General features: G+C 70.4%; 26 protein-coding genes. 12 read left to right on the top strand and 14 right to left on the bottom strand.

The window, feature by feature from the left end:
• Nucleotides 1-3: 3 nt before the first annotated feature.
• The gene (locus tag AB0J46_RS24865; protein ID WP_364336165.1) at nucleotides 4-606 is read right to left on the bottom strand and encodes a TetR/AcrR family transcriptional regulator; all 603 of its coding nucleotides are present in this window, start codon (nucleotides 604-606) and stop codon (nucleotides 4-6) included.
• Between the two features lie 121 nt (nucleotides 607-727).
• Here AB0J46_RS24865 and AB0J46_RS24860 point away from each other — a divergent pair, with 121 nt between their 5' ends.
• The gene (locus AB0J46_RS24860; protein WP_364335836.1) at nucleotides 728-1,540 is read left to right on the top strand and encodes an SDR family NAD(P)-dependent oxidoreductase; all 813 of its coding nucleotides are present in this window, start codon (nucleotides 728-730) and stop codon (nucleotides 1,538-1,540) included.
• 76 nt (nucleotides 1,541-1,616) lie between these two features.
• Complete coding sequence (locus tag AB0J46_RS24855) at nucleotides 1,617-4,760, top strand: BTAD domain-containing putative transcriptional regulator (RefSeq protein WP_364335834.1); 3,144 nt, start codon at nucleotides 1,617-1,619, stop codon at nucleotides 4,758-4,760.
• 129 nt (nucleotides 4,761-4,889) lie between these two features.
• Here the strand turns inward: AB0J46_RS24855 and AB0J46_RS24850 are convergent, their stop codons facing one another.
• Nucleotides 4,890-5,888, bottom strand: a complete 999-nt coding sequence (locus AB0J46_RS24850; protein ID WP_364335832.1) for an SDR family NAD(P)-dependent oxidoreductase — start codon at nucleotides 5,886-5,888, stop codon at nucleotides 4,890-4,892.
• Nucleotides 5,889-5,970: 82 nt separating this feature from the next.
• Here AB0J46_RS24850 and AB0J46_RS24845 point away from each other — a divergent pair, with 82 nt between their 5' ends.
• Nucleotides 5,971-6,573: a helix-turn-helix domain-containing protein gene (locus AB0J46_RS24845; protein ID WP_364335830.1), complete on the top strand. Its 603-nt coding sequence runs from the start codon at nucleotides 5,971-5,973 to the stop codon at nucleotides 6,571-6,573.
• Between the two features lie 216 nt (nucleotides 6,574-6,789).
• Here AB0J46_RS24845 and AB0J46_RS24840 read toward each other — a convergent pair whose 3' ends face one another.
• A complete protein-coding gene (locus AB0J46_RS24840; RefSeq protein ID WP_364335828.1) occupies nucleotides 6,790-7,920 on the bottom strand; it encodes a HAMP domain-containing sensor histidine kinase in 1,131 nt (376 codons plus the stop codon).
• The gene (locus AB0J46_RS24835) at nucleotides 7,917-8,570 is read right to left on the bottom strand and encodes a response regulator transcription factor (RefSeq protein ID WP_364104525.1); all 654 of its coding nucleotides are present in this window, start codon (nucleotides 8,568-8,570) and stop codon (nucleotides 7,917-7,919) included. Before AB0J46_RS24835 ends, AB0J46_RS24840 begins: the two co-directional genes overlap by 4 nt.
• Before the next feature lie 89 nt (nucleotides 8,571-8,659).
• Here AB0J46_RS24835 and AB0J46_RS24830 point away from each other — a divergent pair, with 89 nt between their 5' ends.
• The 5 genes from AB0J46_RS24830 (at nucleotide 8,660) to AB0J46_RS24810 (ending at nucleotide 12,369) form a co-directional block, all read left to right on the top strand.
• Nucleotides 8,660-9,139 (top strand): hypothetical protein, encoded by a 480-nt coding sequence (locus AB0J46_RS24830; RefSeq protein WP_364335826.1) that lies wholly within the window; start codon nucleotides 8,660-8,662, stop codon nucleotides 9,137-9,139.
• Nucleotides 9,136-10,155: a peptidoglycan-binding protein gene (locus tag AB0J46_RS24825; protein ID WP_364335824.1), complete on the top strand. Its 1,020-nt coding sequence runs from the start codon at nucleotides 9,136-9,138 to the stop codon at nucleotides 10,153-10,155. The genes AB0J46_RS24830 and AB0J46_RS24825 overlap by 4 nt, the downstream gene beginning before the upstream one ends.
• Nucleotides 10,152-10,808 (top strand): ABC transporter ATP-binding protein, encoded by a 657-nt coding sequence (locus tag AB0J46_RS24820; RefSeq protein ID WP_364335822.1) that lies wholly within the window; start codon nucleotides 10,152-10,154, stop codon nucleotides 10,806-10,808. Before AB0J46_RS24825 ends, AB0J46_RS24820 begins: the two co-directional genes overlap by 4 nt.
• On the top strand, nucleotides 10,805-11,983 hold the full coding sequence (locus tag AB0J46_RS24815) for an ABC transporter permease (RefSeq protein WP_364335820.1): 1,179 nt from the start codon (nucleotides 10,805-10,807) through the stop codon (nucleotides 11,981-11,983). The genes AB0J46_RS24820 and AB0J46_RS24815 overlap by 4 nt, the downstream gene beginning before the upstream one ends.
• A 131-nt stretch (nucleotides 11,984-12,114) precedes the next feature.
• On the top strand, nucleotides 12,115-12,369 hold the full coding sequence (locus tag AB0J46_RS24810; protein WP_364335818.1) for a hypothetical protein: 255 nt from the start codon (nucleotides 12,115-12,117) through the stop codon (nucleotides 12,367-12,369).
• A gap of 5 nt (nucleotides 12,370-12,374) precedes the next feature.
• Here the strand turns inward: AB0J46_RS24810 and AB0J46_RS24805 are convergent, their stop codons facing one another.
• The 5 genes from AB0J46_RS24805 to AB0J46_RS24785 form a co-directional block, all read right to left on the bottom strand.
• Nucleotides 12,375-12,725, bottom strand: a complete 351-nt coding sequence (locus tag AB0J46_RS24805; RefSeq protein ID WP_364335816.1) for a hypothetical protein — start codon at nucleotides 12,723-12,725, stop codon at nucleotides 12,375-12,377.
• A gap of 525 nt (nucleotides 12,726-13,250) precedes the next feature.
• Nucleotides 13,251-13,769 carry a pyridoxamine 5'-phosphate oxidase family protein gene (locus AB0J46_RS24800; protein WP_364335814.1) on the bottom strand — a complete coding sequence of 173 codons (519 nt, stop codon included), beginning with the start codon at nucleotides 13,767-13,769 and terminating at the stop codon, nucleotides 13,251-13,253.
• 17 nt (nucleotides 13,770-13,786) lie between these two features.
• A complete protein-coding gene (locus tag AB0J46_RS24795; RefSeq protein WP_364335812.1) occupies nucleotides 13,787-14,131 on the bottom strand; it encodes a hypothetical protein in 345 nt (114 codons plus the stop codon).
• A gap of 232 nt (nucleotides 14,132-14,363) precedes the next feature.
• Complete coding sequence (locus AB0J46_RS24790) at nucleotides 14,364-14,822, bottom strand: SRPBCC family protein (RefSeq protein ID WP_364335810.1); 459 nt, start codon at nucleotides 14,820-14,822, stop codon at nucleotides 14,364-14,366.
• Complete coding sequence (locus AB0J46_RS24785; RefSeq protein ID WP_364335808.1) at nucleotides 14,822-15,172, bottom strand: metalloregulator ArsR/SmtB family transcription factor; 351 nt, start codon at nucleotides 15,170-15,172, stop codon at nucleotides 14,822-14,824. Before AB0J46_RS24785 ends, AB0J46_RS24790 begins: the two co-directional genes overlap by 1 nt.
• A 91-nt stretch (nucleotides 15,173-15,263) precedes the next feature.
• Here AB0J46_RS24785 and AB0J46_RS24780 point away from each other — a divergent pair, with 91 nt between their 5' ends.
• Entirely contained in the window at nucleotides 15,264-15,938 is a 675-nt protein-coding gene (locus AB0J46_RS24780; RefSeq protein WP_364335806.1) for a Tn3 family transposase, read from the top strand.
• Here the strand turns inward: AB0J46_RS24780 and AB0J46_RS24775 are convergent.
• From AB0J46_RS24775 to AB0J46_RS24765, 3 genes are all read right to left on the bottom strand, one after another.
• Complete coding sequence (locus AB0J46_RS24775) at nucleotides 15,905-16,702, bottom strand: helix-turn-helix transcriptional regulator (protein WP_364335804.1); 798 nt, start codon at nucleotides 16,700-16,702, stop codon at nucleotides 15,905-15,907. The two genes, AB0J46_RS24780 and AB0J46_RS24775, sit on opposite strands and share 34 nt — an antisense overlap.
• Before the next feature lie 196 nt (nucleotides 16,703-16,898).
• Nucleotides 16,899-18,239 (bottom strand): DHA2 family efflux MFS transporter permease subunit, encoded by a 1,341-nt coding sequence (locus AB0J46_RS24770; protein ID WP_364336163.1) that lies wholly within the window; start codon nucleotides 18,237-18,239, stop codon nucleotides 16,899-16,901.
• A gap of 700 nt (nucleotides 18,240-18,939) precedes the next feature.
• Nucleotides 18,940-19,626, bottom strand: coding sequence for a DUF998 domain-containing protein (locus AB0J46_RS24765; protein WP_364335802.1), 687 nt, complete (start codon nucleotides 19,624-19,626; stop codon nucleotides 18,940-18,942).
• 305 nt (nucleotides 19,627-19,931) lie between these two features.
• Here AB0J46_RS24765 and AB0J46_RS24760 point away from each other — a divergent pair, with 305 nt between their 5' ends.
• Both AB0J46_RS24760 and AB0J46_RS24755 read left to right on the top strand, forming a co-directional pair.
• Nucleotides 19,932-20,105, top strand: a complete 174-nt coding sequence (locus AB0J46_RS24760) for a Clp protease N-terminal domain-containing protein (RefSeq protein ID WP_364335800.1) — start codon at nucleotides 19,932-19,934, stop codon at nucleotides 20,103-20,105.
• 336 nt (nucleotides 20,106-20,441) lie between these two features.
• Nucleotides 20,442-20,636 carry a Clp protease N-terminal domain-containing protein gene (locus tag AB0J46_RS24755; protein WP_364335798.1) on the top strand — a complete coding sequence of 65 codons (195 nt, stop codon included), beginning with the start codon at nucleotides 20,442-20,444 and terminating at the stop codon, nucleotides 20,634-20,636.
• 290 nt (nucleotides 20,637-20,926) lie between these two features.
• Here the strand turns inward: AB0J46_RS24755 and AB0J46_RS24750 are convergent, their stop codons facing one another.
• A complete protein-coding gene (locus tag AB0J46_RS24750; protein WP_364335796.1) occupies nucleotides 20,927-21,469 on the bottom strand; it encodes a dihydrofolate reductase family protein in 543 nt (180 codons plus the stop codon).
• Nucleotides 21,466-22,251, bottom strand: coding sequence for an alpha/beta hydrolase (locus tag AB0J46_RS24745; RefSeq protein WP_364335794.1), 786 nt, complete (start codon nucleotides 22,249-22,251; stop codon nucleotides 21,466-21,468). Before AB0J46_RS24745 ends, AB0J46_RS24750 begins: the two co-directional genes overlap by 4 nt.
• Before the next feature lie 134 nt (nucleotides 22,252-22,385).
• Here AB0J46_RS24745 and AB0J46_RS24740 point away from each other — a divergent pair, with 134 nt between their 5' ends.
• Entirely contained in the window at nucleotides 22,386-25,172 is a 2,787-nt protein-coding gene (locus AB0J46_RS24740; protein WP_364335792.1) for a LuxR C-terminal-related transcriptional regulator, read from the top strand.
• The last annotated feature ends 49 nt before the right edge of the window (nucleotides 25,173-25,221 follow it).

Raw genomic sequence — 25,221 nt, 5'->3', positions numbered from 1 at the left:
GGCTCAGGGGCGCAGCGCCTTGAGCGCCAGGTCGACCAGCGCGTCGGCGTACTGCGGGGTGAGCGGGCCGGAGCGCAGGAGCCAGCGCTGGTAGAGGGGGGCGTAGAGCAGTTCGAGCGCGAGGTCGAGGTCGGCGTCGGGGGCGAGCTGGCCGGCCAGCTGGGCGCTGCGCAGGCGGGCCTTCTTGGCCTCGTCGACCGGGCCGGCCAGCTTCTCGCGGTACTGGGCGGCCAGTTCGGGGTCGGCGACGATCTCCAGATTGAGCGCCCGGATCGGCGCCTCGAAGCCGGGGTCGGCGAACTCCGCCACGGTCGCCCGCATGACGGTTTTCAGGTCGGCCTCGATGTCGCCCGTGTCGGGCAGCGTCACGCCCTCGTCGCCGTGGCCGCCTTCGCTCAGCGCGAGGAAGGAGTCGAAGACCACGGCGCCCTTGGACCGCCACCACCGGTAGATCGTCTGCTTGCCGACGCCGGCCCGCGCGGCGATCGCCTCGACGGAGACCTTGGCGTAACCCACCTCGGACACCAGTTCCCTGGCGGCCTGGAGGATCGCCTGCCGGGAGCGCTCGCTGCGGCGCGCGGGATCGGGCTGTTTCACGCCGCCCATCATAGCCCATCAACGAGACGAGACGGTCCGTCTTGACAAGTCACGGGTCCTTACTGGCACACTGACGGACATGTGACGAGACGGACCGTCTCGTCTTGAACGGAGAAGGAGGCGAGAGCGCATGCGCGTTTGGTTCGTCACTGGTGCGTCCCGAGGGCTGGGCCGGGCGTTCACCGAAGCGGCTCTGGACCGGGGCGACCGCGTCGTGGCCGCCGCCCGCGACGTCGGCCCACTGGCCGAGCTGGAGGCCCGGCACCCGGGCTCGCTCGTCCGGCTGCCGCTCGACGTCTCCGACCGCGCCGCGGTGCGGGAGGGCGTGGACAAGGCGGCGGCCGCGTTCGGCAGGCTCGACGTCGTGGTCAACAACGCCGGCGGCATGCTCTTCGGCATGCTGGAGGAGGCCACGGAGGAGCAGATCAGGGCGCACTTCGACGTGAACCTGTTCGGCGCGATCTGGGTCACCCAGGCGGTGACGCCGTACCTGCGGGCCCAGGGGTCGGGGCACATCCTCCAGGTCACCTCGATGGGCGCGGGCGGCGGCATGGCCTCGGTCGGCCTGTACGCGGCGGGCAAGTCGGCGCTCGACTCGGTCACCCAGGCGCTGGCCATGGAGCTCGCGCCGTTCGGCGTCAAGGTCACCAACCTGCAGATGGGCGGCTACGACACCGGCCTGTTCACGCTGGGCACCACGGTCACCGAGCCCGATCCGGTCTACGACGAGCTGCGGGCCGAGCTGGCCGCCATGTGGGGCGAGGACGCCGGCCCGCCGCCGAGCAACGCCGCGCCCGTCGTCATGGAGCTCGTGGACCTGCCCGAGCCACCGCGCCGGCTGATCGTCGGCAGCCGCTCGTACGACCTCGTCCAGCAGATGGACGAGGCCCGCACCGCGGAGTACCGCGCCTGGGAACACCTCAGCCGCAAGGCCGACGGCTGACCCCGGGGGACCGGTTCCAGGGGGTGGACGGGCGGGGATGGGCCGGGCGTTGTCCTGGTTCCGGCACAATTGCGGTGTGCGAGTCGGATTGCTGGGGCCCTTCGAGGTCCGGAACGCCCAAGGGGCCGTGGTCGAGGTTCCCGGTGTCCGGCTGCGCGCGCTGCTCGCCGCCCTCGCCCTGGAGCCCGGCCGGATCGTCACGCGCGCGCGGCTGATCGACTGGATCTGGGGGGAGCGGCCGCCCGCCGACGAGGTCAACGCCCTGCAGGCGCTGGTGTCCAGGCTGCGCAGGGTGCTGCCCGACGGCGTGATCGAGGCCGACTCCGGCGGCTACCGGCTGGCCGTGCCGCGCGAGGCGGTGGACGTGTGCCGCTTCGAGCAGCTGATCGTCCAGGCCCGCGCCGCCGCGCCCGCCGCCCGCGCCGACCTGCTGCGCAGTGCCCTGGAACTGTGGCGCGGCGCCCCCATGGCGGACATCGCGATGCAGGACAGCGACGCCTTCGACGCCGTGGTCACCCGGCTCGACGACCTCCACGTCGCCGCGCTCGGCGACCGCATCGACGCCGACCTGCGGCTCGGCCGGGGCGCGGAGCTGGTCACCGAGCTGACCGGGCTGGTGGCCGCGTACCCGCTGCGCGAGGGGTTCGTGGCGGCGCTGATGCGGGCGCTGGCCGAGGCGGGCCGCGGGAACGAGGCGCTGACCCTCTACCAGCGCACCCGCGAGCGGCTGGCCGACGAGCTGGGCGCCGACCCGTCGGCCGAGCTGTCGGAGCTGCACACCGCGCTGCTGCGCGGCGAGGTGGGGGAGCGGACGGACAACCGCAGGACCAACCTGCGTGCCGAGCTGACGAGCTTCGTCGGCCGGCACGACGACGTCTCCGCGGTCGCCGACCTGGCCACCAGGTACCGCCTGGTCACCCTGACGGGGGCGGGCGGCTGCGGCAAGACGCGGCTGGCCACCGAGACCGCCCGTACGATGCTCCCCGAGCTGCCCGACGGCGCCTGGCTGGTCGAGCTGGCCCCGGTCCGGGCCGGCGGCGAGCTGGCGCAGGCCGCCCTGACCACGATCGGCCTGCGCGACCAGGGCATGCTCGGCGGCGGGCGCGGCGGCGATCCGATGGACCGGCTCATCACCGCCATCCGCGACCGCTCGATCCTGCTCATCCTGGACAACTGCGAGCACGTCATCGAGGCCGCCGCGTCGTTCGCGGACCGGCTGCTGGGCGAGTGCCGCGGCCTGCGCGTCCTGGCGACGAGCCGCGAGCCGCTCGGCATCACCGGCGAGGTGTTGTGGCAGGTCGAGCCGCTCACGCTGCCCGCCGAGGGCTCCTCGCCGGCCGAGAGCGGGTCCTCGCCCGCGGTGCGGCTGCTGCGCGACCGCGCGGACCTGGTGCGCAAGGACATCGGCTCAGACGCCCCCACCCTCGCGGCCATGGCGCGGATCTGCCGGGCGCTCGACGGCAACCCGCTGGCGATCGAGCTGGCCGCGGCCCGGCTGCGCACGATGTCGGTCGACCAGCTCGCCCGCCGTCTCGACGACCGGTTCCGCCTGCTGACCAGCGGCAGCCGTACGGCGCTTGCCCGGCACCGGACGCTGCGCGCGGTCGTCGACTGGAGCTGGGACCTGCTGAGCGAGGCCGAGCGCGGCGTGCTGCGCCGGTTGTCGGTGTTCTCCGGCGGGGCGAGCCTGGAGGCGGCCGAACGCGTGTGCGGCGACGAGGCGTCCGCCGGTGAGCTGGTCTTCGACGTGCTCACCGCGCTGACCGAGAAGTCGCTGCTGCTGGCCGACGACGAGGGCGCCCCGCGCTACCGGATGCTCAACACCATCAGGGAGTACGCGGCCCAGCGGCTGGCCGAGTCCGGGGAGTCCGAGGCGGCGCGGCGGGCGCACCTGGCCCACTTCACCGAGCTGGCCGAGACCGCCGACCCGCACCTGCGCCGGGCCGAGCAGCTGGAGTGGCTGGCCGTGCTCGACGCCGAGCACGACAACATCATCACGGCCCTGCGCGGGGCGATCGCCGAGGGGTGGGCGTACGAGGCGATGCGGCTGGTCGGGGCGGCCGGCTACTACTGGTTCCTCAGCGGCCACCGGGCCGAGGGCGCCGAGCTGAGCATCGCCGCGTCCGGGCTGGAGGGCGAGGTGCCCGACGAGGTGCGGGCGATGGCGTACCTCATGGTGACCATGTTCGTGACGTCCGGTGTGGGCGGCGACCAGTTCCAGGCGCGGGAGTGGATCCAGGAGGCCCACCGGCTGGCCCTGCGCAGCGGGTCCCGCAAGCCGCTGCTCGGGTTCGCCGCGCTGCTGGAGCGCACGCTGCAGGGCCCGGCGGCGTTCCTGCCCGCGTTCGAGCCGCTGATCGCCGACGCCGACCCCTGGGTGCGGGCGCAGGGCAGGCTGGCCGGCGGCCGGTTCCGGCTCACGCTCGGCGGCGACGAGACCGACGTCGATCTCGACGCCGAGACCGCGCTCGCCGAGTTCCGCGCGCTGGGCGACCGCATGGGCATCTCCCTGGCGCTGACCTTCCTGGCCGATCGGCTCGCCATGCGCGGCGAGTTCGCCCGTGCCTGCGAGTACTACGAAGAGGGCGCCGTGGCGCAGACCGAGGTGGGCGCGACCGAGGACGTCGTGGGCGTGTGGGCCCGGCTGGCCCAGCTGCACTGGCTGCTCGGCGACGAGCGGGCCAGCGCCGCCGCCATGGCCGAGGCCCAGCGGCACGCCGACGGGATCGTCTGGCCCGACTCCCTCGCCGAGCTGGCGCTCGGGCAGGCGAAGCTGGCGCGCTGGCGCGGCGAGGCGGACCGGGTGCGCGAGCACCTGGCCACCGTCCAGGCGGTGCTGTCCAACGACGAGATGGTCGGCTCGGTCCGCTCCACGATCATGGACCTGTACGGTTACCTCGCCGACGACGTCGAGCAGGCCCGCGCGTACCGGCGCAGGGCGTTCGACGCGGCCGTGGAGAACATGTTCCCGCCGACCATCGCCGAGGCGCTGGTCGGGATCGCCGACGTCGCGCTGCGCGAGGGCCAGGACGAGCAGGCCGTCCGGCTGATCGCGGCCAGCGAGGCGGTGCGCGGCACGCCGGACCGCTCGCTGCCGGACGCCGCCCGCATCGCCGGACAGGCGCGCGAGCGCCTCGGCGAGACCGCGTTCGCCGCGGCGGACCTCGACGGCCGCCGCCGCGACTTCCGCGAACTGGCCGAGATCACCCTCGCCCGCTGAACGTCCCGCGCGCCCACAGTCAGCCGACCGGCCTGCGCTGGCGTCGAAACGGCGTCCGGCCACGAAGCTCGGCTGGGCCATGCAGGCACCCGTCCACGGACCGCGCGGTCCGGGACGTGGTTCATCGCGTCATGCGGAGGCCGCGTCGGAGTGGACTCCCTGGTCAAGCAGGGCGTTGATCATCTCCTGGAGTTGATCGCGTCCGATGGTGCCGAGTGCGCCGGTCAGGGCCTGGGCGAGCTTGTCGAACGGGTCGTCCATCGGCAGTTCCTTCACCTTCTCGGCCAGTTCCGCCACGCTCCACAGCCCGTCTTTGTGGATGTGGGCGCCGAGGGACCAGCCATGATTGACCGTGACCGTTCCGCCCCGTACCGACAGCAGCTGGCCGGTGAGCGGGCAGGCCGCGCCGGCCAGGTAGGCGGCGACAGGTGCGCAGGCGGCCGGGTGCAGTGGATCGAACCGGCCCGCCGGCGGTTCCTCGCTCATGCCGGGAACGGCGAGAGTGAGGCGGGTCCGGGCCATCGAGGGCGAGATGCAGTTGACCCGCACGCCGTACCGGCCGAGTTCGAGGGCGGCCACGGTGGTCAGCGCCGCGACCCCGGCGTTGCCTGCCGCATAAGAGACCTGCGCGGGCAGGGGGTTGAGCAGCCCGGAACCGGAGGAGGTGTTGACCACGGCGCGGTCGGCGTGGACCCCTGCCTGATACCGGTCGCGCCAGTGACGGGCCGCCCAGTGCGTCACCGCGAAGGTGCCCTTCAGCTTGACGGCCGCGACGTCGTCGAAGTCCTCCTCCGACAGGTCGGTCAGGCCCATGTTCCGTTCGATGGTCGCGTTGTTGACCACGACGTGCAGGTCGCCGAAGGACTCCAGAGCCGTCTCCACCATGCGGCGGGCGCCGTCCCAGTCGGTGACGCTGTCGGTGTTGGCCACGGCCTGTCCGCCGCGCGCGATGATCTCTGCGACGACCTTCGCGGCTACGCCTGCGTCGCCGCCCGTGCCGTCGATGGCGACGCCGGGGTCGTTGACCACGACCTTGGCGCCTTCGGCGGCGAAGAACAGCGCCTCTTCCCGCCCGATGCCGCGCCCCGCTCCGGTGATGAGGACGACGCGTCCGTCCAGACTTCCCATGAATGATCTCCCTCCACTGACTACAGTCTATGCACTAATTCACAGTATGCATTAATTCAGAAGATGTCATAGACTGCCCTGCGTGGTGGAGAAGCACGGACTGCGAGAGCGCAAGAAGCAGCGCACCCGGCAGGCACTGATCGAGGCGGCGGTGCGCCTGTTCGAGGACAAGGGCTACGACCAGGTGACGGTGGCCGAGATCGCCGACACCGCGGAGGTCTCCCCCCGCACCTTCTTCCTCCACTTCCAGACCAAGGAGGATGTGCTTCTGGCCAATGCCGACGTGCGCGTCGATCTGGCGCTGCAGGCGATCGCCGAGCGCCGCGCCGGGGAAGGGCTGCCTGAGGTGCTGGTGCGGGCGATGGACCAGATGATCGCCGATACCTGGGACAGCGACCTCCCCAGCGGGCTCGCCGCACTGCGGGCACGGCTGGCGGCCTCGGTGCCGGCGCTACAGGCCCGGCTGCTTCAGCGATACCTCACGGCGCAGGCCGAACTGGCCCAGGCTCTGCAGCGGGCATTCCCCGACAGACTCGACACGATCACCGCCTCCGCCCTGGTCGGCGCAATGGTGGGCGCGGTCAGCGCATCCGCACTGACCGCGCTGCAGCGCGGCGACGGACCCGGCGAGGTACGGAACGCCATGCGGCAGGCCATGGCTCTGGTGGCGCGATCGGTCACCTGACCCCAGTTGAACAGGGTGCGGCAGCAGGCGCCTCGGCGGGATGGAGCCGCCCGCCCGGTCCTGCTCGCCCTGACGGTGCTCCGCCGGTTGGGAGGAGGGCGGGGCCGGCGCCGGCGCCGGGGTGCCGTTAAGGTTGACCTCACCGGCCGCCATCTGCGATGTTCCCGCAGGTCAGGCAATTGGGTAGCTCCGCCAGCAGATAGCCGGCCGTGTGCGTCACACGGCCTCTCGCGGCGAGGCGGTGCCTGGGCCGGGCAACCGTACGGTCACCACCAGGCCGCCGCCGTGTCGAGGGACGGCCGTTACCGAGCCGCCGTGACCGCGGGCGATGGAGCGCACGATGGACAGGCCGAGGCCGAACCCTCTCCCACCGCCGGTACGCTCGCGGTTGAGCCGCCGGAACGGCTGGAACAGCGACTCGATCTCGTAGTGCGGCACAACAGGCCCCGAGTTGGCCACAGTCAGCACCGCGTCCTCGCCGATGGTCCTCGTGGTCACGGAGACGAGCCCGGAGGGCACGTTGTGCTCGACGGCGTTCTCGACCAGGTTCTGTACCAGCCGTTCAAGCAGGATCGGATCGCCTCTGGTGACCGCAGCGGCCGCGCCGTCGCAGGGCACGCCGCGCTGGTCGCACACGTGGCCGGCGATGTCGGCCAGATCGACGGGGGTGCGCTCGGTGATGCCGTGCTCGGAGTCGGCCAGCGTGAGCAGGCCGTCGATCAGCCGTTCGTGCCGTTCGTTGACGGTCTGCAACGACGTGCCGAGCTGGATGCAGTCCTCCGAGGCACCCGGCCTGCTGACCGCGAGCTCCACCAGCGTCCTGTTCATGGCCAGCGGGGTGCGCAACTCGTGAGAGGCGTTGGCCACCAGCCTGCGCTGTCCGTCGAAGGCCGCGTCCAGTTGCTCCACCATCAGGTTGAAGGCGTCGGCCAGATCGCGTACCTCGTCTTGCGGGCCGTTCATGACGATCCGTTCGTGCAGTCCCCGCCCCGCGCCCACGGCCAGCCGCCGCGCGGTCTCGGTGACGCGGTGCAGGGGCTGCAGCGCGCGGCCCGCCACCAGCCAGCCGAACCCCACCGAGGCTGCGCCGACCAGCAGCAACCCGATCGCGCCCTGCGATATCAGCGAGGTGGTGGTCGCCGTACGGATCCGTTCGCTCAGCATCTGCCGTCCCTCGTCCATCGGCGGTCCAGACGGCGTGGACGACAGGATGTGCTTGCCACTGACGGCCGACGGCACCTGCTGGGACACCAGCAGGGTCGTCACGCCGAGCAGCACCACTCCGCCCACCAGGAAGAACGCCGCGTACACCAGGGTCAGCCTGGCCCTGATCGTGAGCTTGTTCATGCGATCCGGTACCCGGCTCCGGGAACGGTGTCGATCACGGGAACCTCCAGCTTGCGGCGCAGCTTCAGAATGGTCACCCGCACGACGCCGGTGAACGGGTCGATGTGTTCATCCCAGGCCCGCTCCAGCAGGTCCTCGGCCGACACCACCGCCCCGTCGGCGCGCAGCAACTCGGCGAGAACGGCGAACTCCTTGCGCGACAGCGCGACGTAACGCCCATCGCGGTAAACCTCTCGCCTGGCCAGATCCATCCGGATGCCACGGCGGCTGAGGACCGGAGGCGTGGCGGGCCCGGTGCGCCGCAGCAGCGCCTGCACTCTGGCCGACAACTCGGCCAGCGCAAACGGCTTGGGCAGGTAGTCGTCGGCGCCGAGTTGGAGGCCGGCCACCCGATCCCGTACGGCCGCAGCAGCGGTCAGCATGAGAACGCGGGTTCGTGTGGCCGATTCCACGATCGATCGGCACACGTCGTCGCCATGGACGGCGGGCAGATCACGGTCAAGGATGACCACGTCGTAGTCGTTCACTCCGAGCCGCTCGAGCGCCGAGCCGCCGTCGTTGACCACGTCAACGGCCAGCGCGTCGCGACGCAGCCACTCGGCGATGCCGTCGGCCAGCACCGGTTCGTCCTCGACGATCAGAACACGCACGCTCAGGAGTTCTATCCGGTTGGGTGTATCGCCACCGTTAACGTTCGCGCTAACGCCACGGTAATCGGCTCTGCGATGAACTCCGGGCCATGAAGACGAAGACGCTGATCAGGTTCCTCGCCATGGGCCTCGTCCTTACCGCCTGCGGCGCCCAACCTGAGACCAGGGTCGCCACCGCGAGCGGCGCCACGGCGAGCGCGGCCGCGAGCCCTTCGGCCGCCGGCGACGGCGAGCTGGCCTTCGCGCGGTGCATGCGAGGTGAGGGCGTCGACATCAAGGACCCGACCAACGGCCGCTTCGAGGTCAGCAGCGACATCGCCGAGAAGAAGAAGATGGACGCCGCGATGGCCAAGTGCGGTCACCTCCTGCCCGGCGGTCAGGGAGGCAAGCCGAATCCGCAAGATCTCGACAGCGCGCGCAAGCAGGCCAGGTGCATGCGCGAGAACGGGTACCCCACGTTCCCCGACCCCGACTCCAGCGGAAGGCTCAAGCTGGACGTCGGCGCCCTCGGAGCCGACCCTGACGACCCGAAGTTCAAGGCCGCCATGGAAAAGTGCCGCGCGGCATGACCGGCCGGCTCGCGGCCGGGTCGCTGATCCTCGCGGCGGTCTGCGCCACCACCGCGGTAATCGTGTTCGGCGGGCGTGGAGACGAACCGGTCGCCCGCGACGCCGTGCCCGCCGCTCTCGCCGAGGTCACCAAGCAGGACCTGGCCGACACCACGACGGCCACGGGGATCGTGGGCTACGGCCGGGAGCGCCCGCTAGCCGCGGCCGCTCCCGGCACGGTCACCGCGCTCCCCGCCATCGGCTCGACGGTCCGGCGCGGTGGCGTGCTGTTCAAGGTCGACCAGGTCCCCACCGTGCTCTTGTACGGCAAGGTGCCCGCCTACCGGACACTGCGGTCCGGCGTGCGAGGGGCCGATGTCCGGCAGTTGGAAGAGAACCTGCGCGAACTCGGCTATCGCGGTTTCACCATCGACGACGTATTCAGCGGGGAGAGCGCGCGGGCCGTACGCAAGTGGCAGAAGGACCTCGGCGTCAAACAGACCGGCGTGGTCGAGCTCGGTCGGGTCGTCTTCCAGCCGGACGCCGTACGCGTCAACGACCAGACGGCAGCGCCCGGGACGCTCGTCCGTCCAGGCTCTCCACTTCTCACTGTCACCGGGACCGCGCACTTGGTCACCGTACGGCTGGACGAGACGGAGTACCGGCTGGCCAAGATCGGCGCTGCGGCGGCGGTCAGGACACCGGCCGGCGAGCAGGTGCAGGGGAAGGTCGCCACGGCACAGTTCGTGGTCAATTCCGATCAGCGAGGCACGACCACGAAGGTGGAGCTGACCGTGGCGATCGGGGCCGTCGGCTACGACCGGGCGGCGGTCGATGTGAGGCTCGTCTCCGAGGTGCGCAAGGACGTTCTCACGGTGCCGGTCGCGGCGCTCCTGGCGCTGTCCGAGGGCGGGTACGGCGTCGAACTCGCGGACGGCCGGGTCGTTCCGGTCCGGACCGGGCTCTTCGCCGGTGGGCGTGTCGAGGTGTCGGGCCAGGGGCTCACCGTCGGCCTGAAGGTGGGGATGCCGACATGATCGCGCGGCTCGAGGGCGTCACCAAGGCCTACCCCGGTGGCGTCATCGCGCTGGATGACGTCTCGCTGGAGGTCGAGAAGGGCGAGCTGCTGGCCATCGTCGGCCCGTCCGGGTCGGGAAAGTCCACCATGTTGCACATCCTCGGCACCTTGGACCGGCCCACCAGCGGCCGGGTGCGCCTCGACGGCCAGGACGTGGACACGCTGCCGGACCGCGCCCTGTCGGAGTTGCGGGCCACCAGGATCGGGTTCGTGTTCCAGCAGTTCCACCTGACCACAGGCGCGTCGGCGCTGGACAACGTGGCCGACGGACTGCTGTATGCAGGGGTGCCGCTCGGGCGGCGGCGCGCCCGGGCGCTGGAGGCGCTCGACCAGGTGGGGCTCGGCCGTCGCGTACGGCACCGGCCGCACGAGCTGTCCGGCGGTGAGCGGCAGCGCGTGGCCATCGCACGGGCGGCTGTGCGCAGGCCTGTCTTGCTGCTGGCCGACGAGCCGACGGGCAACCTCGACTCGGCGGCGGGCGCGGGCGTGCTCGCGCTGCTACGAGAGCTGAACGCGTCAGGGACCACGATCGTGGTGATCACACACGACTTGGAGATCGCGCACGCCCTGCCCAGGCAGGTGCGCATGCGGGACGGGCGGATGCTGCCATGACGGCGCTGTCGGCCAGGGACGTGATCAGGGTGGGCGGGGCCGGGCTGCGCACCCGGCCGCTGCGCGCCCTCCTGTCGGCCCTCGGCGTCGCCATTGGGATCGCCGCGATGGTGTCGGTCGTCGGGATCTCCGCTTCCAGCCGAGCCGAGCTGGACAGGACCCTGGCCAGGCTCGGCACCAACCTGCTCACGGTCGCGCCGGGCCAGACCGTGTTCGGCAAGCAGGCGCAGCTGCCGCAGGAGGCGGCGGCCATGATCCGCAGGATCCGCCCGGTGACAGGTGCCGCCGCTACCGCGCTGCTGCCCGACGCGCACGTTTACCGCAACGATCGGATCCCTGCGGCCGAGAGCGGCGGCATCGCCGTCGTCGCCACAGAGCTGACCGTCCCCGATCTCGTCGGGGCGGCTGTGGCGCGAGGCACCTGGCTCAACGGCGCGACGGCCCGGTACCCAGCCGTCGTGCTGGGCTCGACAGCGGCTGAACGACTGGGCGTCACAGAGCTGGGACGGCAGGTGTACCTGAGTGGACACTGGTTCACCGTCATCGGGATGCTGGACGCGGCACCGCTCGCGCCGGAGTTGGACTCCTCCGCGATGATCGGCTGGCCCGCTGCCGCACGGTACCTGTCGTTCGATGGGCATCCGACCACGATCTACACCCGCACCGAGGACTCGGCCGTGGAAGCGGTGCGCGCCGTGCTGGCCGCCACCGCCAAGCCTCAGGTGCCCGGCGAGGTGAACGTGTCCAGGCCATCCGACGCGCTCGCCGCCCGCCAGGCGACGGACCGGGCCCTGACCGGCCTGCTGCTCGGCCTCGGCGCGGTCGCCCTGGTCGTCGGGGGTGTGGGCGTGGCCAACACCATGGTCATCGCGGTCCTGGAACGCAAGGCCGAGATCGGGCTGCGCCGGTCACTGGGCGCCACGCAGGGGCAGATCCGCGTCCAGTTCCTGGCCGAGGCGCTGCTGCTGTCCGGTCTCGGCGGTATCGGCGGCCTGTCCCTGGGCATCGCGGTGACCGGTGTGTACGCGGCCATCCAGGCCCTGCCGATGGTGATCCCCATCTGGGCACTGGTAGGCGGTCTTGCCGCAACCCTGCTGATCGGCGGCCTGGCTGGGCTCTACCCCGCCATCCGTGCCAGCCACCTGGCCCCGACAGAGGCGCTGGCCTCGCCCTGATCAGCCGCCGTCACACCACTGGATCGGCGGCTGGCATGGCGGCCAGCAGGCCGCCATCCTTCTCTGAGCGTCGAAGAGACCTGAACCTCGTGGCGCGCCCCCTCCGGTCCGTCCAAGCCGGCGCCGGCGTTGTGGCTGACACCCCGAAGGACTCCTCCAGAGCGCTGCTGCTGGAGGCCGAGGACAACTTGCAGCGCATGCTCGCCGCTGTCCCGCTCACCGACGACGGACGGGCCGCAGTCGACGACGGCCAAGCTGCCCTGAACCGGCTGCTCGGCCAGCTCGCCGACGTTTCCACCCCCGCTGGGGCCACTCCCCGGCAGATCAGCGCCCCGGCCCAGGCGCCCCTGCCGCCAGTCATCGAGATCAACCGAAGGCCGACCTGATCGGGCTACGTGCCAGAGCCCAATGGGTGCCGCACCCCTTCTGGATGGGCGTCGCCGACCTCGACGCTGTTCTCATCAAGAGCGTTGGCGATGTGGAAGCGACCCGCATCGAAGACGAACTCCACCGCGAGGGTGCCGGCCGCCGTGTCACGACCTGATGGCTGCCACTCAAGGAGAGCAACCTCGCCCAGTTCCTGGCCGACGCACGGCTCAAGCCGTTCGTCGGCGCTGGACCACGCCGGAGTCAGCTCGAACCACTCCCAGCCGGTCATCGCAGCCGTTGGGTCGATGGTGTTCCAGCCGATCGACAGCTCATCGAACTTCGAGTGCCACGCTTGACAAATCAGATTCCACATAATGGCCCGCTACCTGCGGCTGCGGGACCTTCAGCGGGAGATCGAGCAGGGCCTGAACGTGATGGCGGCCTCCAACGGCGCGACGAGCAGGAGATGTTCCTGCTGTGCCTGCGGATCACGTGAACACCCTGATGCGTCAGGACATCCTCGGCGAACCGGAGTGGGTGGACCTCCTCACGCCCGCCGACCGGCGCGGCCTTACCCCGCTGTTCTGGCCCCACGTCCGGCCCTACGGTGAGGTGAACCTCGACATGGGAGTCCGCCTCAACCTCGCCGCGACCTCCGCACCGGGCACCGGGGCCGCACCTGGGCCACCGTGCTGGCCGCGCCCGCGTGGTGGCACCTGCCGGACGATGGCCGAGGGGCCCATCGGTCCGGGGTCGAACTCGCCTTCTGGACCAACCGCCAGGTCCGCCGGAGCGGTCTGTGCACGTCGTGCTGGAGTCGCGAGAGCGAGCCCGACATCCTCCTCCTGCGACGGTGGCCGGTGCACGGCCGCCTGACACGCGGCCGCGAAATCAACGGTCAGCACTGGAAGCGGTAGCGGATCTGGCTGTACGTCTCGCCCTTGCCGAAAGCGAATCCGACCTCCGGATCGATGCGGTACAGCAGAACCTTGCCGGAGCGGATGGTGTCACCGAGGCCATGCCAGGTGCCGTCCGAGCTGGTCAGGAGGTCACCGTACTTGCTTTCGTAGGCGTCGGCGGTGGTGCTGCGTTCAGCCGGGTCGCACACCAGCTCGGCACGCCCCTCTATGGTGATGTCGATCCCGTCCAGGACGTTCGTGCCGGTCGTCATGACGCAGTGGTCGTTGGTGCGGAGGTTACGCGTCTTGCGCTCTTGGTCGCCGGTAGCGAAGTACAGGGCGCCGCCGGTCCAGACGGCCAGTAGCGGTGTCACGTGAGGTCGGCCGTCGGGGCGGACGGTGGACAGCCAGAACAGTCGCGCCTGCTCCAGCTCACGCCGTGCGACCGGCCAGGGGATCACATCGGCGCCGGAGTCGCTGAAGGGGCCGATCTCGGCGACCGGGTCACAGTCGGACATGGAAGCTCCTCAATGGGTCAGGCGGGAATGCGGTCGGTCACGATTCGGTCAGCGGGGAGGCGCCGCGGTCTCCTTGGCGACCGGTGCCGATCGCTTGCCGAGCATGGCCAGAGCGATGACCACGTCCAGTGCCGCGACGAGGCGACCATGCCGAACGCGGCCTGATGCCCGGGAACCAGCGTCTGCGGCGCGGCGATCCCAGGCGTGGGTGCATGCGCGGCGACAACGCTGCCGGCGATGGCTACGCCGAGGGCGGCGCCGACCGCGAAGCAGGTATCGGCGAGTCCGAGGGGCAGACCGGAGTGCCGTTCGGCGACACCGGTGAACGCCGCGATCTGCGCACAGACGGTGGCGGTGCCCACGCCCGCCCGACGGTCGCGACCGGACGCACGCCGATCCTGGTCACAACCCGCTGGCAGACCAGAGCACCGACGACAGTCAGGGAACGTGACCGCAGGACCCCGAACGGCACCAGCGTCGCCTTGGACCGCCGTTCGATCACGACAAACAGGCCGGTCAGGTCCAGGATGGTCATGAAGAGCGCCGTACCCAGCAACAGCAGCGCCCGCCACCTCAAGGCGGTCGCCCGCAGGCTCACCCATGCCCACCCGCACCCAGCTCGACGCCCAGCGCGTCAAGCCAGTCGCCGGTGCCCTGCTCCCGCCAGGAAGGCTCATCCCGACCATCGAGGAAGGCGCCCTGCTCGGTGAGGACCAGCCGCGTGCCTCCGTCGGCCGGGCAGAACGCCACGGTCGTCAGCGACGCCGTCGCCAGGTCGTCTCCCACGTGCAGCGTGGAGGTGTAGATGATGCGCTCGTCTCGGACGATGTCGCAGTACAACGACTCGAACGTCATCGACAGGCCGCTGTCCGGGTGGCTGCGGTTGACCTCCCGGCCCCCGACCCGGAAGTCCATTTCATGGTCCGCATCGGGGGTGGAGAACCAGCGGGCCTTCGCCTTCGGGTTGGCCCATGCCGCGAACGCCCGGGCCGCCGTGACCGGGTAGAGGCGTTCCAGGGTGAACGTGGCGTGCGTGACAGAACGGTCGATCATCACAAGCTCCCTTGCTCCGGTGTGCCAGGATCATCGAGCAGGTAGTCGCCGAGCCGGTCCAGGCGCCGTTCCCAGGACGTGCGCTGCTCGGCAAGCCATTCCTCGGCCATCCGCAGTACGTCCGGCTCGATGCGGCAGGTGCGGACGCGGCCGATCTTCTCGGATCTGACCAGCCCGCAGGCTTCCAGCACCTGGATGTGCTGCATGACCCCCGGTAGCGACATCTCCAGTGGCCTGGCCAGTTCGCTGACCGGCACCGGCCCGCGGATCAGGCGCTCCACCATCGCCCGGCGCGTTCCATCCGCCAGCGCCTGGAACACCCGGTCCAGTGATCCGCCATAGTTAGGCATATCCTTAACTATTGGTCGGCGCACACCGATAGTCAAGTACTTCCTTAACCAATGGCCCGATCATGGTGGTCCGATCTGCCGGCTTCCATCAGTGCCGGCAAGGCTTTCGCGGACAGGTAACCGCCTCTGGCGTACCGACAACGGGGCCGACTACGGCCCGTTGAACACCTTCGCCACGGGGAAGTTGGACCTGGGCAAGGTGCGGCGGCACCAGGAGGAGATCCTGCGGTTGATCGCTACGTCTACACCCAGCAAAGTCAGCTCGCCTGATGTGGTCAGAGCACTGCAGCGGGACGGGCACGCCACCGCTCCAAGTGAGGCGATCGCGACCTACGGCCGCCTCTTCAAAACCCTCCACATCCTGTCGATCATCGACAGCGAACCTTATCGGCGTGGCATCAAAGGCATGCGCAACCTCCAGGAAGGGCGCCACGCACTGGCCGAGAAGATATTTCACGGCCGCCGCCGCGAGGTGTTCCAGCGGTACCGGGAAGGCGTGGAGGACCACCTGGGCGCGCTGGGTGTCGTTTTAATTTGTGTCGTTCTCTGGAACACGGTCTATATTGACGCCGCTCTGCGCCATTTGCGCGCCCGAGGATATCTCGTACGAGACGACTGCCGCACTGCGGGGGCGATCGCGGCGAATCCGCGCGATGTCGTCGCGGCAGAAAGCCATGGCGCTGGTGCGGATCTTCACGCGAGAGAAGGGCGTGAGATCATCTCGGTTCTGGATCAAACATCGAGAACGGCCTCTCCGTTGAGGTAGCGCCCGGGCGAGGTACCGACGGTCCGGCGGAACGCCGCGAGGAAAGCGCTTGGAGTCGCATACCCCACCGTGTGCGCTACCTGCGACACCGGCCGGCCTTCGGCGAGGAGAGGCAGGGCGGCCCGCAGTCGCATGTGAGTGCGCCAGCGGTCGAAGCTCAACCCCGTGTCACGGACGAACAGCCGCGTCAGGGTGCGTCGGCTCACTCCGATGGAGCGTGCATGGCCTTCAAGGCTCCGGGAGTCGGAGGGGTCGGCGAGCAGGGTGTCGGCCACGGCGCGCACGCGTTCGTCCACGGGAAGCGGAACATCGATGGGCAGGGCCGGCAAAGGGTGCAACAGGTCCAGCACTACCGCCTCGGCCCGCAATCGCGCGTCATCGGCGAGGTCCTCACGGGCGAGATAGGCGATCAGATGGGCCAGCAGCCCGTCGACGCCGACCGCAGTGGGCTCCGTCCAATCCAGAGTGCACCGCACTGGATCGAGGTAGAGGCTGCACAGCAGCGCGTCGCGGGTCGCGCCGGTCCGGTGAACGACTCCCGCCGGCAACCACAGGGCCCGGGTGGGCGGCAGGACCCAGTACGCGTCGTCCACGGCGATGCTGAGGACGCCGCTCCGCGTCCAGGCCAGCTGGTGGTGCGTGTGGCTGTGCGGGGAGATCCACTGTCCCGATGACAGCGGGAAGTGCCCGACCACGATCACGCCTACCGTGGTCGGGACGGCGGATTCGACGGCCTCGATCATGGATTCGACGGCTTCGATCATGTGGTCCAGATTATGTCCTCAAGGCGATATGGTCTGGCATAATCGCGGATTGTGGCCAGCGCGGCCGACACGTAACGGGAGAGCCGCCACAGCGTTCTCAACACCGTGGTGACACCACCGTTTGAAGTGGTACTAAACCTGGCTTCACTCATTCATCATCATGTGGTCCCAAACCCGGCCTTCTGTTGGTCCCGCTTCAAACCGTCGAAGTCACCACGCGCTGCTGGTCCTGCGGGCCGCTGGCCCGCGACGGCAGCAGCACGACGATGATCACAGCGCCGAGCGCCATGCAGACCGCGCCCGCCGTAAGCCCGCCTGAGTAGCCCATGACGGCCAGCGCGGCCACCCCGATGGCGCCGCCGATCTGCTGGACAGAGGTGAACAGGGCCGAGCCGAGACCGGCGTCCTCCTCGGTGGTGCCGTCGACCGCGGCCACCGCCATGACGGGCAGGCTCAGCCCGTTGCCCACGCTCAGTATGAGCATCCCGGGCAGGACGTGGGCGACGTAGGAGTCGCCCACCGCCACGCCGGCCAGCAGCAGCAGGCCGGCGATGTTGACCAGGAACGCCAGCAGGAGCGCCCAGCGTGCCCCGATCCTGAACGAGATGCGGGAGGACAGCCACATGCCCGCCAGGATGCCGGCGCCGTAGGGCAGGTAGGCGATGCCGGCCAGGAGCGGGCTGTAGCCCAGAACGGTCTGTACTTGGATCATCAGCAGGAACGACATCGCGTACATCGCCATCGAGAACAGCAGGGTCGCGCCGTTGGCCACCGCCCGCGTCCGCGAGGCCAGGAACGATGCGGGCACCAGCGGTGCCGCCGCCCGCGACTCGGCCACCAGGAACGCCGCCGCCGAGGCCGCGGACAGCACGACGGCACCGATGACGATCGGATCGCCCCAGCCCGTCTCTCCGGCCCGCAGCAACCCGTACACCAGCGACACCGCGGCGCCGGTGACCAGGACCGCGCCGGGAACGTCGAGGCGGCGCCGGCCGGGCGCGCGGGACTCGGGGACCAGCCGGGGAAGCAGCGCCAGGGCCACGGCGACGATGGGCAGGTTGATCAGGAAGATCCCACGCCAGGACACCAGATCGGTCAGCGCCCCGGACAGCACCAGGCCCGAGGTCCCGCCCAGGGCCGCGATACCGCCCCAGATGCCCAGCGCCCTGGCCCGCTCCTCCGGCCCCGGATACAGCAACGTGATCATCGACATCGCTGCAGGGCCGGCCATCGCAGAACCCACGCCCTGCACGAACCGCCCGATCACGAGCTGCCACGGCTCCTGCGCGAGCCCGCAGGCCAGGCTGGCCACCCCGAACAGCGCCACCCCGATGAGGAAGACGCGGCGACGGCCCAGCAGATCAGCCAGCCGGCCGCACAGCAGCAGCAGCCCGCCGAAGGCCAGGAAGTAGGCGTTGACGACCCAGGGCAAGGCGGACGCGCTGAAGCCCAGCTCATCACGGATACTCGGCAGGGCCACGTTCACGACGGTGTCATCGAGCACGAGCATGAACTGAACAAGACACAACACAATCATCGGCACCCGACGACGCTATGATCCGCCGCATGTAGCCACAATTCGCGATGAGGCCAGACCGTGTCGCATGGAGGACATGAGCGCGATCATCTCTGGCAACAAGTGCGTCCCCACGGGGAGGTCCGGCTGAATCTGCACGCTCGATTGAGCATCGGCTCTCTGTCCGCCGGGGCGGCCATCGGCCTGTGACGCCGGGGCTGCCCGAGATCGGCGTCTGCTCCTCCAACCTGGCCAAAGCCCAGGAGCAGCGGGTCGGCCTGGCCGCCGGCCTCAGCGATGGCCTGTAGTCCACCCCGCTCCCCACGGTGAACTCCGGCGGCGGCTGGGGTGCTGGTAGGAATTGCGCCGCACACCCCAAAGGGGACGATGCCTAACCTGGAGCTCCCAGGCGGCTTGGCATCCTCCTCCGCAGGTGACGCCGTCGCGCACGGTGACCTGCGGCGACACTGCTCGTTTGGGCCGTGTGGCGCGATTCCTACCGACGGGCCATGTAGGGCCGCGACGGGATCGGGCGCAGCGCGGCGTGGGCGCGGCGGGCCCGCGCTCGACATGTCGCACCGTGGGACACCCCCACCCACGCACCCTTCGCAACCCCGCCTGACCTACGACGGCAGGCTCAACGTTCAAATCCGGCCGGACAGTCCCAAAACCCGAGTACGACAGAACCTTGTCGAGCCGCTGTTGCGGCAGCGCCGTGCCGTCACTGACGTGCGGCCCGCTCTCCTCTGGCGCGCTGGAGACCGTTGGGCATCCGGATGAGGTGGACCGCCAGCAGCGTCAGCCAGAGCCAGCCGATGCCCACTGTCAGGCGCTGCAGCAGGCCGCCGATCTCAGCCAGCCCGTTCACCTGGAGAAAGGCCGATACGAACAGGACGAACCCGATGGGAAACAGGATTCCGCTGAGTACCGAATACAGTGCCCGTCGGCGTTGGCCCCAGCCGGCAAAGCGCCGGGCGAACACGAAGTGGGCGACGGTCAGCGCCAGGAACCCGACGAGGGACAGCTTGCCGTGCAGGTCGCCGTGGGTGGTGGGAGGCACGGTGAGTGCTGGGGTCCCTACCGGGTAGCCGCTGACCGGATCGTCCAGAAAGACGCCCGCCCCGATGAGTCCCACACCCCACAGGGCGATGAGCAGCGGCCCCCAGGCAGACTTTCGGCCGTGCTCTCGTAGCGCGCCGGGCACGGCTAACGCGAAGACGATCGCGAGCCCTCCGGCCAGGATGAAATTGACCTGCTGGATCCAGCCGAGGCTGCTGCCCAGTTCCAGGGAGCTGCCCGCATGGTGGATCGGGTCGTAGCCGTCGCGGACGGCTCCTTGGACAAGGAGAACGAAGATGAACAGCGGTCCGGCGACCACACCGCACAGCAAGCCGATCTTTTTGAACATGACGTGCCTCCAGGAATACGCAGATGCCGCCCAGCCTGTCAGGCTCACCTGACAGGCTGGGCGCTGTCAGTTTGGCTTGACAGGATCAGCGTGTCAAGGCAAACTGACAGACATGTCGTTCGATGACCTGGCGTAGCGCATCCAAGCTCACGACCCGGCCCTCGGCCTGCGAGCGGTGGGAGTGCTGTATCAACCGGCCGAACAAGTGGAGACCACAGCCATCGCCCACGCCCGGTGACGGGGATGGGCGTGGGAGCAGATCGGTGACGCGCTGGGCATGTCCCGGCAGTCCGCGCATGCCAGGCATGGGGACCGAGCACCTGCTGCTCGGTCTGCTCCACGAGACCGGCTCAGCCTCCGCACGTGCCCTTCAGGTCGATCTGGACACTGCCTACGCGGCCCTGGAGGCGCTGGACCGTGAAGCCCTACAGGCCATCGGCATCGACCTCGGAGGCCTCGCCGCCGATCTAGTGCTGTGACCGGAAGGTTCACCGGGTTCGTGAGTGCAGGCCGACGAGGGCGCCGCGCATGATGTGATCATCAAGGCGAACTCGTCTCATGGGATCATGTGGCGGTGACATTGAAGCCATGGAAGGGCAGATTGGTGATCACCGCCATCATGCTGGCGATTCTCGCTGTCCTTGGGCTGGCGGTACTCCTGTGCGTGGTCATCGTCTTCAGCGTCGATTTCGAGTAATCAGGGACATGTCGTTGGCACAAGCCTGCCGTGCCCGCCCGGAGAGGACAGCCACCCACGAACCCGGTGAACCTTTCCGGTCACAGCACCAGGCGCGCCCTCCCGCAAGTACCCGCCGATGACGTCCACCGCCCAGGCGGTCCTGACGAAGGCCGTCAAGGCCACGAAGGCCAAGACCCGCGACATCGACACCAGTCACCTAATGCGCGCACTACTCGAACTGGATCGTCCCGACCCGGCAGCAGAACTGCTTGCCCGGCTGGGCGTGGATCGCGCGGTCGTATCGCAACGCCTCGCCCGGGACGGCTCCTGAGGCGTCTGGGCAACCACCCGCGTCACGTGTGGCGCCGGCTACGTCGCCATGGTCCGCTTTCACCTGGCCCGCGCCGGTCCGGGCGACCAGCCGGCCGGCGGCCGTACTGGTGGACACCGCCTGCTTCGCCGCGGAGCCGCACGCCCCCGCGGCGGTCTCGGGCGCCATCGCCGCCCTGGCCCCACTCCTCCTGGTCCTCGTTCTTGACGGCCTGTGATCGCTCCTCGCGGTCCAGGCCGTCACGGACGCCTCGAAACCGTATCAATCCGCCGATCTTCTGCCGCCGCCCGTCAGGGGCCAGGGTGATAGATCAGGTGCAGGACGCCGGTGGCGAAGGTGGCCGAGTGGACCAGTCGCATCGGGGTCGGACCGCCGTCGGCGAAGAGCCGCTCCCCGCGGCCGAGGACGACCGGGTGGATGAGGAGATGCAGTTCGTCGAGCAGGTTGTCGCGGAGCAGCGATCGCACCAGGGTCAAGCTGCCGCTGATGGTGACGTGCCGGTCCGGCCCCTGCTTGAGGGCGGCGAGTTCGCCGGAGACCGGGCCGGGGATGACGGTGGTGTTCTGCCAGGCCGGGGAGGTCAGCGTGGTCGAGGCCACCAGCTTGGGCATCGAGTTGATCCGGTCGGCGAACGGCGCCTCGCTGCCTCTGCCGGGCCAGGAGGCGGCGAACACCTCGTAGGTCCTGCGTCCGAGCAGGAGGATGTCGGCTTCGTCGAGCTGGCCGGAGACGGCCGCGGCCATCTCCTCGTCGTAGTAGGGAAAGTGCCACTGCTCGGGGGCTTCCACGACACCGTCCAGCGACACGAACAGCTGCGAGACGATGGTGCTCACGCTGTGGCCTCGGTGAAGAACGCGGCGAGCGTGGGGGCGATGGCCTCGGGGGCCACGTTGTGCGGCTGACCGGTGAGGGTGGCCCGCCGGACGTCCGGCAGCAGGTCGGCCACGGCCTGCGCCGTGCTGCTGATCCACGGGATCGTCTCACCGTCGATCACCAGGGTGGGGGCCGTAACGCCGGTCAGCCGATCGGCGGGCAGGGAGAAGTCGCCGGTGATGGTGGCGTCGTAGACGAGCGTGTGGGCCACGGCCTCCATCGCCGGCCAGCCCGGGAAGTCGCGCATCGGGGCGACGAACTCGGCCGGGATGCCGACCGCGGCGGTGAGGAACAGCTCGCACATGTCGCCCCTGCGGTCCTCGGCCAGCAGCGCCACGAGCTGCTCGCGGTAGTCGGCCGGCACCGGCGTACGGGTGCCGGGCAGGATGTAGGGAACCTCCCACACCGCCAGCCTGTCGACGGCGAGCCCGCGGGCGGCGGCCTCCAGGGCGATGATGCCACCGCCGGAGGTGCCGTACAGGTGCGCCGACCCGCCCGCCGCGGCGATGACGGCCTCGATGTCCTCGAACTCGCGGTCCACCGCGTAGGGGGCGGTGTCACCGCTGTCGCCACGGCCGCGCCGGTCGTAGTTGTAGACGGTCAGGTCCTTGGCCAGCAGCTCGGCCAGGGGCGCGGTCGCGGATCGGTCGTTGGGGCCGGCGCCGATCAGGATCACCGCCGGGCCCTGCCCGATCCGGTCGTAGGCGATCGCGGTGCCGTCCTGCGAGATGACCTTGTCCATGTCGTTCCCCTCGTGTTCGTGTTCGTCGGTTGCATGATCAGAATGCTGCACGTGGCGGCTGTCCGGCATCCGTGGTCTCCACTGATTCGCCACTGAGACCTCCGTGACGTCCACACGTACGTGATGATGTCCGAATGATCGCAAAGGTGTCCCAGCGCGAGGCCGAGGTGCTGGCGGCGGTGGCGGCGCGGCTGTCGAACGCGCAGATCGCGAACAGGTTGCGCATCTCCGTCCGCACGGTCGAGAGCCACGTCGCCTCGCTGCTGCGCAAGTACGGCGTGGCCGACCGGCAGGAGCTGGCGCAGCAGGCGGTGCAGGCCGGTGTGGACCGCGACGTCCCGGATGGCCCGCAGCCCGGGGTTCCCACCCCGATGACCTCGTTCGTCGGGCGCGAACGGGAACACGAGGCGGTCCTGGCGGCGTTCGGCGCCTCCCGACTGGTCACCCTGTTGGGTACCGGCGGCGCGGGCAAGAGCCGCCTCGCGGCAGAGGTCTGCTCCTCCTACCCGGCCGGCGGGGCGTTCGTGGATCTGGTTCCCGTCCGGGACGGTTTCGTCACGCAGGCGGCGGCCAAGGTGCTCGGGGTCGGTGAGCGGGCCCAGCAGCCGTTGGAGGATGCCGTCATCGAACGGCTTCGCCGCGATCGGGCGCTGCTCGTCCTCGACAACTGCGAGCACGTGTTGGACACTGCTGCCGGCTTCGCGGAGCGAATGCTGGCAGCCTGTCCGGGCACCCGGATCCTCGTGACGAGCCGCGAGCGCCTCGGCGTGCCCGGCGAACGAACCGTGCCGATCGGCCCGCTGCCTCTGGCCTCCGACGCTGAGGCGCTCTTCCTCGACCGTGCCACCGCGGCCGATCCCGAGTTCGACGCCGACCCGGCCCAGCTGACGCAGATCTGCGCCCGGCTCGACGGCATTCCCCTGGCCATCGAGCTCGCCGCGGCCCGCAGCGCCTCTCTGGGGCTTGCCGGGCTGCTCGTCGCGCTCGACGACACGCTGAGGCTGCTCACCGGAGGACGGGCCGCCGACCGGCGGCATCGGTCCCTGCGCGCGGTGCTCGAATGGAGTCACGACCTGCTCGACGAGGAGGAGCAGGCACTGTTCCGGCGACTGTCGATGTTCTGCGGCGGCTTCGACCTGGCCGCCGCGACGGCGCTCACCCCCGGCCGCCCACCCGGCGCCGTGAGCCATGTGCTGGGGCGGCTCGTCGACAAGAGTCTCGTCGTACGCGCCCCGGGGACGGCGAGCCGATGGCGGCTCCTGCAGACCGTCAGAGCCTTCGCCGAGGAGTTGTTACGCGACTCCGGTGAGCACGACGCCGCTCGGGAACTCCATCTGCTGTGGGCCGCCGGTACCGCGACGGCGATGCGGGAGCGGCTGATCGCCGCCGGACAGCACGGCGCCGGGACGGCGGCGCCGTGCGAAGACAGCCAGAAGGACGGCGCCGAGGTCTGGCGACGGGAGTTCGACGAGGTCTCGGACGATCTGCGTGCTGCGCTGGCCGCCGCCCCGCCCGGACGGGGCGGGGCGGCGCACCGGCTGGCCCGCTCGCTGGGTCACCTCACCTTCGCCCGCCGATTCCTGGCCGAGGCCCAGAGCCACTACCGGCAGGCAGCCGAACGAGCGCCCGGTCCCGCCGAAGCGGCCGAAGACCTGCGGAACGCGGCCGACTGCTCCCTGGACAACATCTCCGGGCAATGCGTGTTCGACCTGCTGCTCGCCTCGGCGGCGCAGGCCCACGCCGCGGGCGACGAGAACGGCCGCGCGGTCGCCCTCGCCCGTGCGGTGGAGACAGCGGCGAGGTTTCTCGCCTCCTTCCCCGAGGGCATTCCCGGCGAGCGGCTTCGCCGTCATCTCGCCGAGGCTGCCGAGGCCGGAGACCCGGGCGACCCGACCGTGGCCGCGGCCCTCGCCGCGGCGGCAGCCTGGACCGGGCGGCCGGGCGCCTTCGACCCGGACCCGGCCCTGGCCGCCCGCGCGCTCGCCGTCGCACGGACGACGGGCGACGCCGTGCTCGTCAGCGCGGGGCTCGACGCGGTGACGACCGCCGCCGTACGGGCCGGCCGGCATCGCGAAGCCCGGCGGTACACCGAGGAGCGGCTGGCACTGCTGTCGGAGATGGACCGCGACGACCCGCGTTCGGCCATCGAGATCGTGGACACCCTGCACGTGGCCTGCACCGACGCGATCGTCGCGGGAGATCTGCCCGCGGCGATCACCGCCGGTCGGATCATGATGGCCGACGACCTCGTCGGAGACCACCCCTACATCTCGGCCAGCAGACTGATCCCCGCGCTCGTCCTCACCGGAGAGCTCGGCGCGGCCCTGCGCTACGGCGAACGGATGTGGGCGAGCTGGGAACGAGCCGGCCGGCCGCCGGCCGGATGGCTGCTGCCTTCCGTGTCGGCCGTCGCGCTCGCCCATGGACTTCTCGACGACCCGGTCCGTTTCCGGCTCTGGCGTCACAGGGCCGGCGTGGTGGTCGACCACGCGCATGCCGGGCTGACTTCCTTCGGCGCGTTCGTCGATGCCCGGGCCGCGCTGCAATCCGGTGACCTCAGCGACGCCACCGCCCTGGTGGAGCGGGCTTTCGGCACGTTCTCGATGGGACGTTACGCGGCGTACGCGCAGGCGGCGGGAGCCGAGCTCGCGGTCGTCGCCGGGCTGCCCGACGCTCCGGACCGGCTCGCGGCCGCGCTCCTGACAGCCGGTGAGAACCACTGGGCCTCGGCATGCCTGGCTCGCGCCGGCGGCAGGCTCCACGCGGACCCGGACGCGCTGGCGGCCTCGGTCGCCCAGTGGGAGGGCATCGACGCTCGGCTGGAACGAGCCCATACTCTTCTGCTGATCCCGCATCGCGCCGAAGAGGGCCGAGCCGCCCTCGACGCACTGATCACGAGTACGGGCAGGAGAACCCTGTAACTCCTCCGCTCCCGCCCGCGGGTATAGGGGGCTCGTACCCGTGGCCGAC

The sequence above is a fragment of the Nonomuraea sp. NPDC049758 genome (assembly GCF_040674635.1).
Lineage (GTDB): Bacteria > Actinomycetota > Actinomycetes > Streptosporangiales > Streptosporangiaceae > Nonomuraea.
This window is presented reverse-complemented; position numbering and strand designations above follow the sequence as displayed.